General features: G+C 32.8%; 15 protein-coding genes. 6 read left to right on the top strand and 9 right to left on the bottom strand.

Going from position 1 to position 16,347, the window contains the following annotated elements; all coding sequences use genetic code 11:
- Window positions 1–97 precede the first annotated feature (97 nt).
- From AC2FB1_RS10410 to rpmH, 9 genes are all read right to left on the bottom strand, one after another.
- On the bottom strand, window positions 98–640 hold the full coding sequence (locus tag AC2FB1_RS10410) for a TetR/AcrR family transcriptional regulator (RefSeq protein ID WP_490675172.1): 543 nt from the start codon (window positions 638–640) through the stop codon (window positions 98–100).
- Window positions 606–1,001: a DUF3147 family protein gene (locus AC2FB1_RS10405; RefSeq protein ID WP_490675171.1), complete on the bottom strand. Its 396-nt coding sequence runs from the start codon at window positions 999–1,001 to the stop codon at window positions 606–608. Before AC2FB1_RS10405 ends, AC2FB1_RS10410 begins: the two co-directional genes overlap by 35 nt.
- A gap of 18 nt (window positions 1,002–1,019) precedes the next feature.
- The gene (locus AC2FB1_RS10400; protein WP_490675170.1) at window positions 1,020–1,382 is read right to left on the bottom strand and encodes a DUF3147 family protein; all 363 of its coding nucleotides are present in this window, start codon (window positions 1,380–1,382) and stop codon (window positions 1,020–1,022) included.
- A 169-nt stretch (window positions 1,383–1,551) separates the two neighbouring features.
- Complete coding sequence (gene noc / locus AC2FB1_RS10395; RefSeq protein WP_490675169.1) at window positions 1,552–2,391, bottom strand: nucleoid occlusion protein; 840 nt, start codon at window positions 2,389–2,391, stop codon at window positions 1,552–1,554.
- Between the two features lie 53 nt (window positions 2,392–2,444).
- Window positions 2,445–3,167 carry a 16S rRNA (guanine(527)-N(7))-methyltransferase RsmG gene (gene rsmG / locus AC2FB1_RS10390; RefSeq protein ID WP_490675168.1) on the bottom strand — a complete coding sequence of 241 codons (723 nt, stop codon included), beginning with the start codon at window positions 3,165–3,167 and terminating at the stop codon, window positions 2,445–2,447.
- Complete coding sequence (gene mnmG, locus AC2FB1_RS10385) at window positions 3,167–5,044, bottom strand: tRNA uridine-5-carboxymethylaminomethyl(34) synthesis enzyme MnmG (RefSeq protein WP_490675166.1); 1,878 nt, start codon at window positions 5,042–5,044, stop codon at window positions 3,167–3,169. Before mnmG ends, rsmG begins: the two co-directional genes overlap by 1 nt.
- 65 nt (window positions 5,045–5,109) lie before the next feature.
- Window positions 5,110–6,489: a tRNA uridine-5-carboxymethylaminomethyl(34) synthesis GTPase MnmE gene (gene mnmE, locus AC2FB1_RS10380; RefSeq protein WP_490675165.1), complete on the bottom strand. Its 1,380-nt coding sequence runs from the start codon at window positions 6,487–6,489 to the stop codon at window positions 5,110–5,112.
- 140 nt (window positions 6,490–6,629) lie between these two features.
- On the bottom strand, window positions 6,630–6,974 hold the full coding sequence (gene rnpA, locus AC2FB1_RS10375; RefSeq protein ID WP_490675164.1) for a ribonuclease P protein component: 345 nt from the start codon (window positions 6,972–6,974) through the stop codon (window positions 6,630–6,632).
- Between the two features lie 98 nt (window positions 6,975–7,072).
- Complete coding sequence (gene rpmH, locus AC2FB1_RS10370) at window positions 7,073–7,210, bottom strand: 50S ribosomal protein L34 (protein ID WP_000240855.1); 138 nt, start codon at window positions 7,208–7,210, stop codon at window positions 7,073–7,075.
- A 692-nt stretch (window positions 7,211–7,902) separates the two neighbouring features.
- Between rpmH and dnaA the strand changes: the two genes are divergently transcribed.
- The 6 genes from dnaA to gyrA all read left to right on the top strand — a co-directional run.
- Window positions 7,903–9,255, top strand: a complete 1,353-nt coding sequence (gene dnaA, locus AC2FB1_RS10365) for a chromosomal replication initiator protein DnaA (RefSeq protein WP_490675163.1) — start codon at window positions 7,903–7,905, stop codon at window positions 9,253–9,255.
- 288 nt (window positions 9,256–9,543) lie between these two features.
- Window positions 9,544–10,677: a DNA polymerase III subunit beta gene (dnaN, locus tag AC2FB1_RS10360; RefSeq protein ID WP_490675174.1), complete on the top strand. Its 1,134-nt coding sequence runs from the start codon at window positions 9,544–9,546 to the stop codon at window positions 10,675–10,677.
- A 357-nt stretch (window positions 10,678–11,034) separates the two neighbouring features.
- Window positions 11,035–11,277: a S4 domain-containing protein YaaA gene (gene yaaA, locus AC2FB1_RS10355; protein WP_170999996.1), complete on the top strand. Its 243-nt coding sequence runs from the start codon at window positions 11,035–11,037 to the stop codon at window positions 11,275–11,277.
- On the top strand, window positions 11,274–12,389 hold the full coding sequence (gene recF, locus AC2FB1_RS10350; RefSeq protein ID WP_490675162.1) for a DNA replication/repair protein RecF: 1,116 nt from the start codon (window positions 11,274–11,276) through the stop codon (window positions 12,387–12,389). Before yaaA ends, recF begins: the two co-directional genes overlap by 4 nt.
- Before the next feature lie 9 nt (window positions 12,390–12,398).
- Window positions 12,399–14,333 carry a DNA topoisomerase (ATP-hydrolyzing) subunit B gene (gene gyrB, locus AC2FB1_RS10345; RefSeq protein WP_490675161.1) on the top strand — a complete coding sequence of 645 codons (1,935 nt, stop codon included), beginning with the start codon at window positions 12,399–12,401 and terminating at the stop codon, window positions 14,331–14,333.
- A gap of 41 nt (window positions 14,334–14,374) precedes the next feature.
- A partial coding sequence (gyrA, locus tag AC2FB1_RS10340) for a DNA gyrase subunit A (RefSeq protein WP_490675160.1) occupies window positions 14,375–16,347 on the top strand: 1,973 nt, incomplete at its 3' end.

Below are 16,347 nucleotides of genomic sequence, written 5' to 3'. Positions count from 1 at the left end.
CCCCTGTAAAATACAGAGAATTAGCAGCCTAGAACATAGTGTTTTTATTAAGTTCCCATTTTAAGGGTTCAGTGCCGAATTGAGCTTCCTTTTTTATTCATTCGACATCATATGCATCTAAAATTACTTTTAATAATTTTTTAATATACGTTTCATTAAGAACGTTAGGTTTAATCAATATATTGAAATAAATCGGTGAAAAAATTAAATCAATAAATAAATCTTGGTCCGCTTCGTCAATATATTTAGAAATAATAGTCTTTAATATTTTACGATTGCTATCAAAATAGCCTTTCATAAATATATCACGTGCTTCTGATTGTTGATGACTAATTAATATCTCAATCACTGCACGACCTAAATGAGATTGATAAATATTCATAATTCTTATTAAAAAATGATACAATTCATCGTGCAAATTTTGATAATCATTTTCAAAAACTTGAACTCGACTTACAAACATATCAACAATAATAGATGATTTATCTTTCCAACGTCTATAAATTGTTGCTTTAGATACACCCGTATTATCTGAAAGTTGGTCTATCGTAATATCTCTAAAGTATGTTGTTTCTAATAACCGATCAATTTCTTTAAATATTTTTTCATTGATTGTTGGATCTTTCGGTCTTCCAGCCATCTTTTCCCCTTCTTAAACGTGAAATAAATTCTACAATTTCAAAAATGATTACTGCACTAATAAACCATACAATAAAGCCTATAAAAATACTAAGTAACCACTCATGTGTATAATATAACATTGACCATGTTGCCAAGATACTACATAGTACTCCTGTCATGCCAAAAACTGCACCTCTACTTACATGTTTCGCAACCACATCTCCGTGTTGCATACCTGTAATAAATAAAGAAACAAGAAATACAGCAGGTAATGTTGCAAAAACGCCTCCTAATTCTTTCCAAGGTAGAATAACTGAAATAATATAACTTAACATAACAGCTAGACCACCAACGAAAAATTTAATAAAAGTTAATTTCATTAAAAAAGCCTCCAAATATTATGAAATATGTCGTACTGCAAAAATAGCAATTGAAATGATTAACCAACAAATAAATGCAAAAGCTGTACCCTTTTTATAGTCTCGTTTACTTATATAAATCGACGTAATAAATACTGTAATGATACAGGAGATAATACCTATAACAGCTCCTGAACTAAGATGTATCGACATTTGAATCAGCTGTTCTCCTCGATGATCTATTGCTAAAGCAATAATGGCTGCTAAGTAGACTGCCGGCATAGTCGCTATAATGCCCCCCATTTTTCCTCCTACTTTCTCGGCCATAATCGATGCGAAGGCAACAGCGATGCCTCCAATCACAAAATGAAGTATCGCACTTGAAATTGATATTCCGAACACTTGAAACCCTTCTTATTTTAATTATTAAACGATACGTTTCGTTTAATAATATTGTAAATCTATTCTCAAAATATGTAAATATGGAATAAAATATCAATTATTTTCAAATCATTGATAAAAAAAGAACAGGATATTGAATGCATCATTCATTCTACCTGTTCTTTTATAATTAACGTTTATATATTTTTATTTTAATTTCATAATAATCATCGTGATCTTTATCTCTATGCTCAACATGAATACCTGAGTCTTCGATTGCTTGAATACTCTTTCCAACTTCATCACGTGCTTGTGTTAAATCTTTTGCAAATTGAAAGTTTTTTGCTTTTACTTTTTCAGGACCTAATTTTTGTTTCACATGAGCCTCTGTCTGCTTGACATTCAATTTCTGAGCAATGACTTTTTCAATCAACTGTTCTTGATCCGCTTCTTTTAGTGATAATACTGCACGTGCATGACGCTCTGTAATTTTACCTTCACGTAACCGTACAATTACTTTTGGCGCTAATTTTAGTAAGCGTAATTTATTAGCAATAAAACTTTGACTTTTTCCAAGACTTTGCGCTAGCTCACTTTGAGTTGTATGTCCAATTTCAAGTAACTTTTTATAAGCTTCCGCTTCTTCTATTGCAGATAAATTTTCACGTTGGATATTCTCAATGAGTGCCACCACAGCAGTTTCCTCATCATTCATATGACGAATAATGACATCTGCTTTTGCTTTGTGCAACGATTGTAATGCTCTAAATCGTCGTTCACCTGCAATAATTTCATACATATTCTCTTCTATAGGTCGAACGACAATGGGTTGTAATAACCCATGTTCTTCTATAGACTCGGCAAGTTCTGTAATTTTACTTGAATCAAACACTTGGCGCGGTTGATAACGGTTAGGCACGATACGCTCTATTTGAATGGATTCAACATTTGAATGACGATTTTCTTCAATATAATCAACAATGTCTTCTTTGTTTTTTAAACCAAACAGTTTAGAAAAAGGTTTTTTCATAGTCCATTCACTCCTCTTAAAATCAATTTTAACATGAGTAACTAAAAAATTGATTAATTTTCTAATAAAGGAGCTTTATTAGGTGTACCAGGTTTTCTAGGATATTTTTTAGGTGTTTGACGACGCTTATCAACAATAATCATTTGTCTTTCACCTGCATCTTCTGGTAAATCAAATATATAAGAATCACTAAATTCTCCACCTAAAATACGTATACCAAATTGTGCTTCTGCTAATTCTTCTTCACCTTTTGCAGATTTCAAGGCAATAAATTGTCCGCCTTTTTTTACTAGTGGCAAACACAGCTCACTTAGAACAGTAAGTCTTGCCACTGCACGCGCTGTTACTACATCATACGTTTCTCTATTAACGCCTTTACCAAATGTTTCTGCTCGCTCATGAATAAAACTCACTTGCGTTAGTTCGAGCTCAGCTGCTAAATGATTTAAAAACTGAATACGTTTATTTAATGAATCGACAATGGTTACTTTCAATTCTGGAAAAACAATTTTTAAAGGAATACTTGGAAATCCAGCGCCAGCCCCTACATCACAAAGTGTTAATGGCTGGTTAAAATCATAGTAAAATCCTGCTGTAATAGAGTCATAGAAATGTTTCAAGTAAACCTCATGCTCGTCAGTAATACTTGTTAAATTCATTTTTTCATTCCATTCAACAAGCAAACGATAATAAGTTTGAAATTGTTGTTGTTGTTGATCTGTTAATTCAATACCTTGTTTACTTAACTCTTTTGTTAACCATTCGATGCCACTCATTAATTTTTCACCCTTTGTAATTTACCTTGTTCTAAATATACAAGTAAGATTGAAATATCTGCTGGATTAACACCTGAAATACGTGATGCTTGCGCAATATTTAATGGTTTTACTTCTGATAATTTTTCACGTGCTTCAGTTGCTAAACTATCCACTTTGCTATAATCTAAGTCTTCTGGAATTTTCTTTTCTTCCATACGTTTAACTTTTTCAACTTGTTGTAATGATTTATTGATATAACCTTCATATTTCGTTTGAATTTCAACCTGTTCTTCTACCGCTTCTGGTAATTGATGTGATTCTTCTAATATATCTAAAATTGTGTCATATGTCATTTCAGGACGACGTAATAAATCAATGGCTAAAATACCATCTTTTAGGCGAGAACCGCCGTGAGCTTCAATCACCGATTGAGTATATTCATTTGGTTTAATACGAATATTTGATAAACGTTCAATTTCATCTTGAATTTGTTGACGTTTGTCATTAAAACGCGCATAACGTTCATCTGAAATCATGCCTAAGTCATAACCTATGTCAGTTAAACGTAAGTCAGCATTATCATGACGTAATAATAAGCGATATTCAGCACGAGAAGTAAGCAATCGATAAGGTTCATTAGTTCCTTTTGTTACTAAATCATCAATTAAGACGCCAATATAAGCATCTGAACGACTTAGAATTTTTTCACCTGTACCTAATACTTTACCTGCAGCGTTAATACCTGCCATAATTCCTTGGCCTGCTGCTTCTTCATAACCAGAAGTACCGTTAATTTGACCTGCAGTATATAAGTTCTTAATCATTTTTGTTTCTAATGTTGGCCATAGTTGGGTTGGCACAATCGCATCGTATTCAATCGCGTAACCTGCACGCATCATATCTGCTTTTTCAAGACCTGGAATAGTAGCTAACATCTGACGTTGAACATGTTCAGGAAGGCTAGTTGATAAACCTTGAACATAAACTTCATTTGTATTACGCCCTTCTGGTTCTAAGAAAAGTTGATGACGTGGTTTGTCATTAAAACGTACGAATTTATCTTCAATAGATGGGCAATAACGTGGGCCTGTACCTTTAATCATACCTGAATACATCGCTGATAAATGTAAATTATCATCAATCACTTTATGTGTACGATCATTAGTATATGTTAGCCAACAAGGTAGTTGATCTAATATATATTCTGTAGTTTCAAAGCTAAACGCACGCCCCACTTCATCGCCAGGTTGAATCTCAGTTTTAGAATAGTCAATTGTTTTAGAATTCACGCGTGGTGGTGTCCCAGTTTTAAAACGCACGACTTCAAATCCAAGTTCTCTTAAATTATCCGCTAATGAAATAGATGGAAGCTGATGGTTGGGACCACTTGAATATTTCATATTACCTAAAATAATTTCGCCACGTAAAAATGTACCTGTTGTGATAACTACAGCTTTTGCATGATACTCCGTACCTATATTCGTACGTACACCTTTAACTTCATTATTTTCAATCATCAATTCGTCTACCATGCCTTGCATAATATCTAAGTTATCTTCATCTTCAATAACACGTTTCATTTCTTGTTGATAAAGCACTTTATCAGCTTGAGCACGCAATGCACGAACTGCTGGACCTTTACCAGTATTAAGCATACGCATCTGAATGTGCGTTTTATCAATTGCTTTAGCCATTTGGCCACCTAATGCGTCGATTTCACGTACAACTATTCCTTTTGCTGGTCCACCGACTGATGGATTACACGGCATAAAAGCAATATTATCTAAATTAATGGTTAACATTAAAGTTTTAGCACCACGTCTTGCTGAAGCTAATCCTGCTTCAATTCCAGCATGACCAGCACCAATAACAATTACGTCATATTCTTGAACCATTGAATTGACCTCCCTAATTTTCCTTAATTATTATTTATTTTAGACTACTGACCGTCTTATTTTTATTATTTTCCTAAACAGAATTGACTAAATAGCTGGTTAATTAATTCATCACTTGCTGATTCTCCAATAATTTCTCCTAATAATTCCCATGTGCGAGTTAAATCAATTTGAACCATATCCATAGGAATACCAGATTCAGCTGCATCAATGGCATCCTGAATTGTATGTCTTGCTTGTTTTAAAAGTGAGATATGTCTAGAGTTTGAAACATAAGTCATATCTTGATTTTGTACTTCTCCACCAAAGAATAGATCTCTTATTTGTAATTCTAATTCGTCGATACCTTCTTGTTTTAACATTGACGTTTGAATAAGTGGCATATCCCCTATCATATTTTTAACTTCTTCAATATCTAATCGACGTTCTAAATCTGTTTTATTAACAATAACAATCGCATCTTCATTTTTTATTACTTCATATAACGTACGATCTTCTTCAGTTAAAGGCTCATTGTTATTTAACACGAAAAGTATTAAGTCCGCTTCGCTTAATGCTTTACGGGAGCGCTCTACACCTATTTTTTCTACAATATCTTCTGTATCACGAATACCTGCTGTATCAACAAGTCTTAATGGCACACCACGTACGTTAACGTATTCTTCTAATACATCTCGAGTCGTTCCAGCTACTTCAGTTACAATCGCTTTATTATCTTGAATAAGATTATTTAGCATCGAAGATTTACCAACATTCGGTTTACCAACAATAACTGTAGATAATCCTTCTCTCATAATCTTACCTTGAGTACCTGTTTCTAATAATTGATCAATTTCATTTTTAATTTTTTTAGATTGTGCGAGTAAAAATTCCGTTGTTGCATCTTCAACATCATCGTACTCAGGATAATCAATATTCACTTCAACTTGGGCAAGAATTTCCAATATCGATTGACGTTGTCGTTTAATTAAATCACTCAAACGACCTTCAATTTGATTCATTGCAACTTTAGAGGCTCTATCCGTTTTAGAACGAATGAAGTCCATTACAGCCTCTGCTTGAGATAAGTCAATTCGGCCATTTAAAAATGCACGTTTAGTATATTCTCCAGGTTCTGCCATTCTAGCACCATGTGTCATTGTAAGTTCTAATATACGATTAATTGTCAAAATACCGCCATGGCAATTAATTTCAATAATATCTTCACGTGTAAATGTCTTAGGCGCACGTAAAACTGAAATCATAACCTCTTCGACAACTTCCTGTGTTTCAGGATCTATAATATGGCCGTAATTAATAGTATGTGAAGCAACGTCTTTTAATTTTTTCTTTCCTTTATATAACTTATCTCCTATTTCAACCGCTTCTGGACCAGATAACCGTACAATACCAATTGCACCTTCTCCCATTGGAGTTGAAATACTTGTAATTGTATCAAAATCCATTATCCATTCTCGCCTCCCTAGTTAAGTAAAATTTCAATATAATATTGTAATAAGTTTCTAATTAAATTGCGAACATATTGTTTGAAAACCATTGAGTTAGACTTCGGTTTGTCTAACGTAAGACTGACGTTAGTATTAAGTTACTTAATTTTTTTATTAAATACCTTTGCTATTTTTAGTACATGTTCTAAACTGCTTTGAATCTCTAAAGTCGACATGTCTTTAGCTGGTTGTCTTGCTATTACAATAATATCTTTAGAAATAATATCTAGCTTATGCACTTTAAAGTTTTCTCTAATGGCACGCTTAATACGATTTCTAGTTACAGCATTTCCAATTTTTTTAGAAACGCTAATGCCTAAACGAAAATGTTCATACTCATTTTTTAATGTATAAACAACAAATTGTCTATTTGCTACTGACTTCCCTTTTTTATAGATTTTTTGGAAATCATTATTCTTTTTTATACGATAAGCTTTCTCCATGCTTAATTCACTCGCTTACATTGTTCTTTATGTTACAACTATCTATTAAAATGTGTTTGTTTAAAACGAAAAAAAAGACCACTGAGAAGTCAGTGATCTTATGCTGATAAAACTTTACGGCCTTTACGACGACGGCGCGCTAAAACTTTACGGCCATTTTTAGTGCTCATGCGTTTTCTGAAACCATGAACTTTACTATGTTTACGTTTATTTGGTTGATAAGTACGTTTTACCATGCAAAACACCTCCATCTACATGTTATATCTCGTTCACTAAGTCTACTTTTAATGAACCTGACTACTTTAATAGATAAATTATAATTTTTAACATCAAATTATTTTGATTCAATTCGATTTTATCTAGTCATAATTCAAGCAACTACTACAATATAACAAATTACCATTTATAAAGCAAGCAGCTTTTGAAACCAATTAATGATTTAAAAAAATAAATTATCCTTATTTCTTAATTGTTTTTAATATTTATACATATTAGAAATTTTGAAGTTGTTCAATTTTATACATATTTAATACACGTTTATAAATTATTTCCCAAGACCTGTTATAGTACATTAAATAATGTTACTGTTTTTTATCCACTTATTCACATATAGTATTTAATTTTTTGTGGATAATCAATAATATATTCACAGATTTATACCAAAATTACAAACATATTCACAGCCATTTGACATCTATTGTAGTTAAAAAGTATAATTATGTGGATAAGTCGTCTGAATCATTTATCTTATAGGTTTTTCTTATAAATCCTATAAGTGTTTTTACTGTGTATAAATCATAGCATATATAAAGTTATCCACCGAATGTTATTAACTTGTGGATAATTATTAACATGCTGTGATTATTTTTATCCACTCTTATAATAATTGTGTATAAGTCTTAAATTTATAGAAAGATGGAGTTTATATATGTCGGAACAAGAAATTTGGAAAAAGGTATTAGAAGTAGCTGAGTCAGAGATTTCTAAAACAACGTTTAATACGTTTTTAAAAGACACTGAACTCAAAGAAATTCGTGACAATGTTGCTTACATCTTTGTTATTCATGAGTTTTATGCTGATTGGTTAAACTCAAATTATAAAGATGTAATTCAAACAATTATGAAAGACATCATTGGTTATGACGTTGATCCGAAGTTTTTCACTGCTGAACAACTCGCTGAACTGGATGAAACGAGTCGTAAACAGTCAAATACTGCAAAAAAAGCACCTGCCATTGAGGATAGTCATGATGATATCGATCAATTTAATACTCATAATACGTTTGATACGTTTGTGATTGGACCTGGTAACCGCTTCCCGCACGCAGCAAGTCTAGCAGTAGCTGAAGCACCTGCACAAGCATACAATCCATTATTTATTTATGGAGGCGTAGGATTAGGAAAAACACATTTAATGCATGCGATTGGTCATCACGTCTTAAGTAATAAACCGAATGCTAAAGTGCTTTACACTTCAAGTGAAAAATTTACAAATGATTTTATTAAATCAATTCGTAATAATGAACCTGAAGCATTTAGAGAAAAATATAGAAATATCGACGTGTTATTAATCGATGATATTCAATTCATTCAGAATAAAGAGCAAACGCAAGAAGAATTTTTCCATACATTTAATGAATTACATCAAAATAAAAAGCAAATTGTTATTTCAAGTGATCGTCCACCTAAAGAAATATCAAAACTTGAAGATCGCTTACGTTCTCGATTTGAATGGGGTCTCATTGTTGATATCACACCGCCAGACTATGAAACACGTATGGCAATTTTGCAGAAAAAAATCGAAGAAGAGAATTTAGAAATTCCAGCTGAAGCATTGAATTATATTGCAAATCAAATTCAATCAAATATTCGTGAACTTGAAGGAGCTTTAACACGTTTACTTGCTTATTCAAAATTACAAGGTAAGCCAATTACGACAGAACTTGCTGCTGAAGCATTAAAAGATATTATTCAAGTTCCTAAATCTAAAAAAATCTCGATTCAAGATATTCAAAAAGTAGTTGGACATTATTACAATGTACGCATTGAAGATTTTAGTGCTAAAAAAAGAACAAAGTCGATTGCATATCCACGACAAATCGCAATGTATCTATCTAGAGAATTGACTGATTTTTCATTACCTAAGATTGGTGAGGAATTTGGAGGACGTGATCATACTACGGTTATTCACGCGCACGAAAAAATTTCAAATGATATTAAATCAGATCCAATTTTCAAACAAGAAGTTGAAGATTTGGAAAAAGAAATACGCAAACAGTAGTAGGAAATAAACATCTGTTATATAACAGTGTTATTAAATGATTAACTTGAACATCAGAAATGAGAGTTTTTCTAATTATTTTATAAGTAAGGAACTCATTTAGATAATATTTAATTGTGGATAATGTTAAAAAGTAATACACACCATCAACAACTTATCCACATGTGTATAACTTTGCTACCAAAGGGATTTCCTTACATATCCACTAATCCACAAGCCCTACTACTATTACTATGATTTTAAAACCTATATAATTTAAATATAAACGACTGGAAGGAGTTTAAATTAATAATGGAATTTACAATAAAAAGAGATTACTTTATTACGCAATTGAATGACACGTTAAAAGCAATCTCACCAAGAACAACTTTACCAATTTTAACAGGTATCAAGATTAATGCTAAAGATAATAACGTTATTTTAACTGGTTCTGACTCAGAAATTTCAATTGAAATCACGATTCCTAAACAAGTAGACGGAGAAGATATTGTTGACATTACTGAAACTGGATCAGTTGTTCTTCCTGGTCGTTTCTTTGTTGACATCATTAAAAAATTACCAGGTAAAGATGTTAAATTATCGACCAACGAACAGTTCCAAACACTTATCACATCAGGGCATTCAGAATTTAATTTAAGTGGTTTAGATCCAGAACAATATCCATTATTACCACAAGTATCACGTGATGATGCAATTCAATTATCAGTAAAAGTGCTTAAAAATATTATTGCACAAACAAACTTTGCGGTGTCCACCTCAGAAACACGCCCAGTATTAACTGGTGTGAACTGGCTTATACAAGATAATGAATTAATATGCACTGCTACTGATTCACACCGCTTGGCTGTAAGAAAATTAAAGCTTGAAGATGTATCTGAGAATAAAAATGTTATTATTCCAGGTAAAGCTCTGTCTGAATTAAATAAAATTATGAGTGATAATGATGAAGAAATTGATATCTTCTTTGCATCTAACCAAGTATTGTTTAAAGTCGGTAACGTGAACTTTATTTCACGTTTGTTAGAAGGTCATTATCCTGATACAACACGTCTTTTCCCTGAAAACTATGAAATCAAATTAGGATTAGATAACGGAGAATTCTATCATGCAATAGATCGTGCGTCATTACTTGCACGTGAAGGTGGAAATAACGTTATTAAACTAAGTACTGGAAATGAAGTTGTAGAATTATCTTCTACATCACCAGAAATTGGTACAGTAAAAGAAGAAGTTACAGCAACTGATGTTGAAGGTGGCAATCTAAAGATTTCATTCAACTCAAAATATATGATGGATGCATTAAAAGCGATTGACAACGATGAAGTTGAAGTAGAATTCTTTGGTACGATGAAACCATTTATCTTAAAACCAAAAGAAGATGATTCAGTTACTCAACTCATTTTACCAATCAGAACATACTAGTGATTAAATATTAAACAAAAATTTGAAGTAGGACAGAGTTCTTATTGAATTCATGTTCTACTTTTTTTATTTTTAAAAACAATTTTAAGCTGTCTCAAAGGTCCATATTGAAGCTAAATTAATTAAAACGTAGGTTTAATCTATAAATCATTATATGTCGCTAAAATAGGTCTTAAAATTAAAAATTGAAATATAGCCTCTTATTATTTTGGTGTAATTTTAAAAAATTTCTCAATTTTAATATAACAATTTAAAATAGCAAAAATTTATCGAAAAGTAAACGGTTTCACTTTCCGTTTTGAATGAAATTTATTCCTAAAAAAGGTATAATAAAGTAATGATATATAAAGAAATGGAGTGATTATTTTGGTTCAAGAAGTAATAGTTGAAGGCGAAATTACGTTAGGTCAATTTCTTAAAACAGAAGGCATCATTGAATCAGGCGGACAAGCAAAATGGTTCTTACAAGATTACGATGTTTTATTAAATGGCGAACGTGAAACACGTCGTGGAAAAAAGCTAGCTGACCAAGATCGTATCGACTTCCCTGATATTCCAGACATTGATTCATTTATTATTATTCATCAAGGTGAGCAATGAAGCTTAAAACACTCCAACTAGAAAATTATCGTAACTATGAAGCGGTTACACTAAATTGTCATCCTGAAGTGAATATTCTTATTGGAGAAAATGCTCAGGGAAAGACAAATTTGCTTGAATCAATTTACGTGCTTGCTTTAGCTAAAAGTCATCGAACTTCGAATGACAAGGAACTTATACGGTTTAACTCTGAGTATGCTAAAATAGAGGGTGAGCTAAGTTATAGACATGGAACCATGCCATTAACGATGTATATAACTAAAAAAGGTAAACAAGTTAAAGTGAACCACTTGGAACAAAGTCGACTAACACAGTATGTTGGACATCTAAACGTGGTTCTTTTTGCGCCTGAAGACTTAAATATTGTTAAAGGCTCTCCTCAAATTAGAAGACGATTTATAGATATGGAATTAGGTCAAATTTCTGCAGTATATCTCAACGATTTAGCTCAATATCAACGTATTCTTAAACAAAAAAATAATTATCTTAAGCAGTTACAATTTGGTCAAAAAACAGATAAAACAATGCTAGAAGTTTTAAACCAACAATTTGCACAATATGCACTTAATGTCACATTAAGACGCGAGCAATTTATTGAAGAATTAGAGGCTTTAGCACAACCTATCCATGCTGGCATTACTAATCAACGCGAAACATTATCTTTAGAATATTTACCAAGCATTAAACTTAGTGATACAAGTAAAAATAAGAATGAATTATTAGATGAGGTTATTACGTTATTGAATGAACATCAACAACGTGAAATGGATAGAGCAATATGCTTGTACGGCCCACATAGAGATGACTTAGGATTTAATGTGAATGACATGGATGCACAAACGTATGGATCTCAAGGTCAACAGAGAACAACAGCTTTATCAATTAAATTAGCAGAAATAGAATTAATAAACATTGAAGTCGGAGAGTATCCGATTTTGTTATTAGATGACGTCTTAAGTGAACTTGATGATTCTCGTCAGACGCATTTACTCAGTACAATTCAACATAAAGTACAAACATTTGTAACAACCACATCGGTAGACGGTATTGATCATGAAATCATGAATAATGCGAAACTTTACCGAATTAATCAAGGTGAAATTATTAAGTAATAGAAAGTGATGGTGAATACATTGTCAGATGTAAACAACACAGATAACTATGGTGCTGGACAAATACAAGTATTAGAAGGACTTGAAGCGGTTCGTAAACGCCCTGGTATGTATATTGGTTCAACTTCAGAAAGAGGATTGCACCATCTAGTATGGGAAATTGTTGATAATAGTATTGACGAAGCTCTAGCTGGATATGCAAATCAAATTGAAGTAGTGATTGAGAAAGACAACTGGATTAAAGTGACTGACAATGGACGAGGTATTCCTGTCGATATCCAAGAAAAGATGGGGCGTCCCGCAGTAGAAGTTATTCTTACTGTGCTTCATGCTGGAGGTAAATTCGGTGGTGGCGGATACAAAGTATCTGGTGGACTACACGGCGTAGGTTCTTCTGTAGTAAATGCGTTATCACAAGATTTAGAAGTTTATGTACACCGCAATGAAACAATTTATCATCAAGCATACAAAAAAGGTATGCCGCAATTTGATCTTAAAGAAGTAGGTAACACAAATAAAACTGGTACAGTCATTCGCTTTAAAGCAGATAGCGATATATTTACTGAAACTACTGTATATAACTATGAGATACTTCAAAAACGTATTAGAGAATTAGCTTTTTTAAATAAAGGTATTTCTATTACATTAAGAGATGAGCGCGAAGACGATGAGCAGCGTGAAGATACATATCACTATGAAGGCGGTATTAAATCTTACGTTGAATTATTAAATGAAAACAAAGATCCTATCCATGAAAATCCTATATATATCCATCAAACAAAAGATGATATCGAAGTAGAAATTGCCATGCAATATAATAGCGGATATGCTACAAACTTATTATCATATGCGAATAATATCCACACATATGAAGGTGGTACACATGAAGATGGCTTTAAACGTGCACTTACACGTGTTTTAAACAGTTATGGTACCCAAAGTAAAATTATTAAAGATGATAAGGAACGTCTTTCAGGTGAAGATACACGTGAAGGATTAACAGCGGTTGTATCTATAAAACATGGCGATCCACAATTCGAAGGTCAAACGAAAACAAAATTAGGTAACTCTGAAGTCCGTCAAATTGTTGATCGATTATTCTCAGAACACTTTGAACGATTTTTATATGAAAATCCAAGTGTAGCAAGAGTTATTGTTGAAAAAGGGATTATGGCTTCAAGAGCACGTGTAGCTGCTAAAAAAGCACGTGAAGTGACACGTCGTAAATCAGCGTTAGAGATTTCAAGTCTACCTGGTAAACTGGCAGATTGTTCAAGTAAAAATCCTGAAGAAAGTGAAATTTTCTTAGTAGAGGGTGACTCTGCCGGGGGGTCTACAAAAGAAGGACGTGACTCAAAAACACAAGCTATTTTACCTTTAAGAGGTAAAATATTAAATGTTGAAAAAGCGCGTTTAGATCGTATTTTAAATAACAATGAAATTCGGCAAATGATTACAGCATTTGGTACAGGTATTGGTGGCGAGTTTGATATTTCTAAAGCACGTTACCATAAAATTGTTATCATGACAGATGCTGATGTAGATGGGGCACATATTCGTACGTTATTGCTTACATTCTTTTACAGATTTATGCGTCCATTGATTGAAGCTGGATATGTCTATATTGCACAACCACCATTATATAAATTAACGCAAGGCAAACAAAAATATTACGTCTTTAACGATCGTGAATTGGATAAATTGAAATCTGAGCTAAATCCTACTCCGAAATGGCAAATTTCACGTTATAAAGGTTTAGGTGAAATGAATGCGGATCAATTATGGGAAACAACAATGAATCCTGAAAATCGTATGATGCTACAAGTAAAACTTGAAGATGCAGTAGAAGCGGATCAAACATTTGAAATGTTAATGGGAGATATTGTTGAAAACCGTAGACAATTTATTGAAGATAATGCAGTTTATGCTAATTTAGATTTCTAATCTGACTTAATGTGAACTGACTATAAAAGGAGGATATCTTGATGGCTGATTCTCTACCACAATCAAGAATTAATGAAAGAAATATAACCAACGAAATGCGCGAATCATTCTTAGACTATGCGATGAGCGTTATCGTTTCGCGTGCATTACCAGATGTACGTGATGGTTTAAAACCTGTACATCGTCGTATTTTATATGGTCTAAATGAACAAGGAATGACTCCGGACAAACCTTATAAAAAATCAGCACGTATTGTTGGGGACGTTATGGGGAAATATCATCCACACGGTGACTCTTCAATTTATGACGCTATGGTAAGAATGGCACAAACATTTAGCTATCGCTATCCTCTTGTTGATGGTCAAGGTAACTTTGGTTCAATGGATGGTGACGGTGCTGCGGCAATGCGTTATACCGAAGCAAAAATGACCAAAATTACATTAGAGCTTTTACGTGATATCAATAAGGATACTATTGATTTCTTAGATAACTATGATGGTACGGAAAGAGAGCCCGAAGTCTTACCTTCACGTTTTCCTAACCTTTTAGTTAATGGTGCTTCAGGGATTGCAGTTGGTATGGCTACAAACATTCCACCACATAATCTAACAGAAGTGATTGACGGGGTATTACGTTTAAGTCAAAATCCTGATGTGACAATTTCAGAATTAATGGAAGATATTCAAGGTCCTGATTTTCCAACTTCTGGTTTAATTTTAGGTAAAAGTGGTATCAGACGTGCTTATGAAACAGGTCGTGGATCTATTCAAATGCGTGCACGTGCGTCGATAGAAGAACGTGGCGGTGGCCGTCAGCGTATTGTTGTGACTGAAATTCCATATCAAGTGAATAAAGCAAGAATGATTGAGAAAATTGCAGAATTAGCACGTGAGAAAAGAATTGAAGGCATCACAGATCTTCGTGACGAAACAAGTTTACGTACAGGGGTAAGAGTTGTGATTGATGTACGTAAAGATGCCAATGCAAATGTTATTTTAAATAATTTATATAAACACACGCCATTACAAACATCATTTGGTGTAAATATGATTGCACTTGTAAATGGTCGTCCTAAATTAATTAACTTAAAAGAAGCACTTGTTGAATATTTAGAACATCAAAAAACAGTTGTACGTCGTCGTACAGAATACAATTTGAAAAAAGCGAAAGATCGTGCACATATCTTAGAAGGTTTAAGAATTGCGCTTGATCACATTGATGAAATTATTTCTATTATTCGTGAGTCTGACACAGATAAAGTAGCTATGGAAACATTACAAGAACGATTTAAATTGTCAGAACGTCAAGCTCAAGCTATTTTAGATATGCGTTTACGTCGTTTAACTGGATTAGAACGCGATAAAATTGAAAATGAGTATAATGAATTATTAAGCTATATTTCAGAATTAGAAGAAATTTTAGCCAATGAAGATGTATTACTTCAACTGGTTCGTGATGAGCTTACTGAAATTAAAGAACGTTTCGGCGATGAACGTCGTACTGAAATTCAATTGGGCGGTTTAGACCAATTAGAAGATGAAGATTTAATTCCTGAAGAACAAATCGTTATCACTTTAAGTCATAACAACTATATTAAACGCTTACCTGTATCTACCTATCGTTCACAAAATAGAGGTGGACGAGGTGTACAAGGTATGAATACCTTAGAAGAAGACTTTGTCAGTCAACTTGTAACGTTAAGTACACATGATAATGTTTTATTCTTTACGAATAAAGGTCGAGTTTATAAGCTAAAAGGATACGAAGTACCTGAATTATCTCGTCAATCAAAAGGTATTCCAGTCATTAATGCTATCGAACTTGAAAATGATGAAGTGATTAGTACAATGATTGCGGTAAGAGATTTAGAAGATGAGAACAGTTTCTTAGTCTTTGCTACTAAAAAAGGTATTGTTAAACGTTCTGCATTAAGTAACTTCTCTCATATTAATAAAAATGGTAAAATCGCGATTGGCTTTAAAGAAGATGATGAATTAATCGCAGTTCGTCATAC

The sequence above is a fragment of the Staphylococcus sp. CoH_129_LAB_1 genome (genome assembly GCF_058191515.1).
The sequence above is the reverse complement of the archived record's forward strand: the minus strand, read 5'-3'. Positions and strand labels throughout refer to the sequence as shown.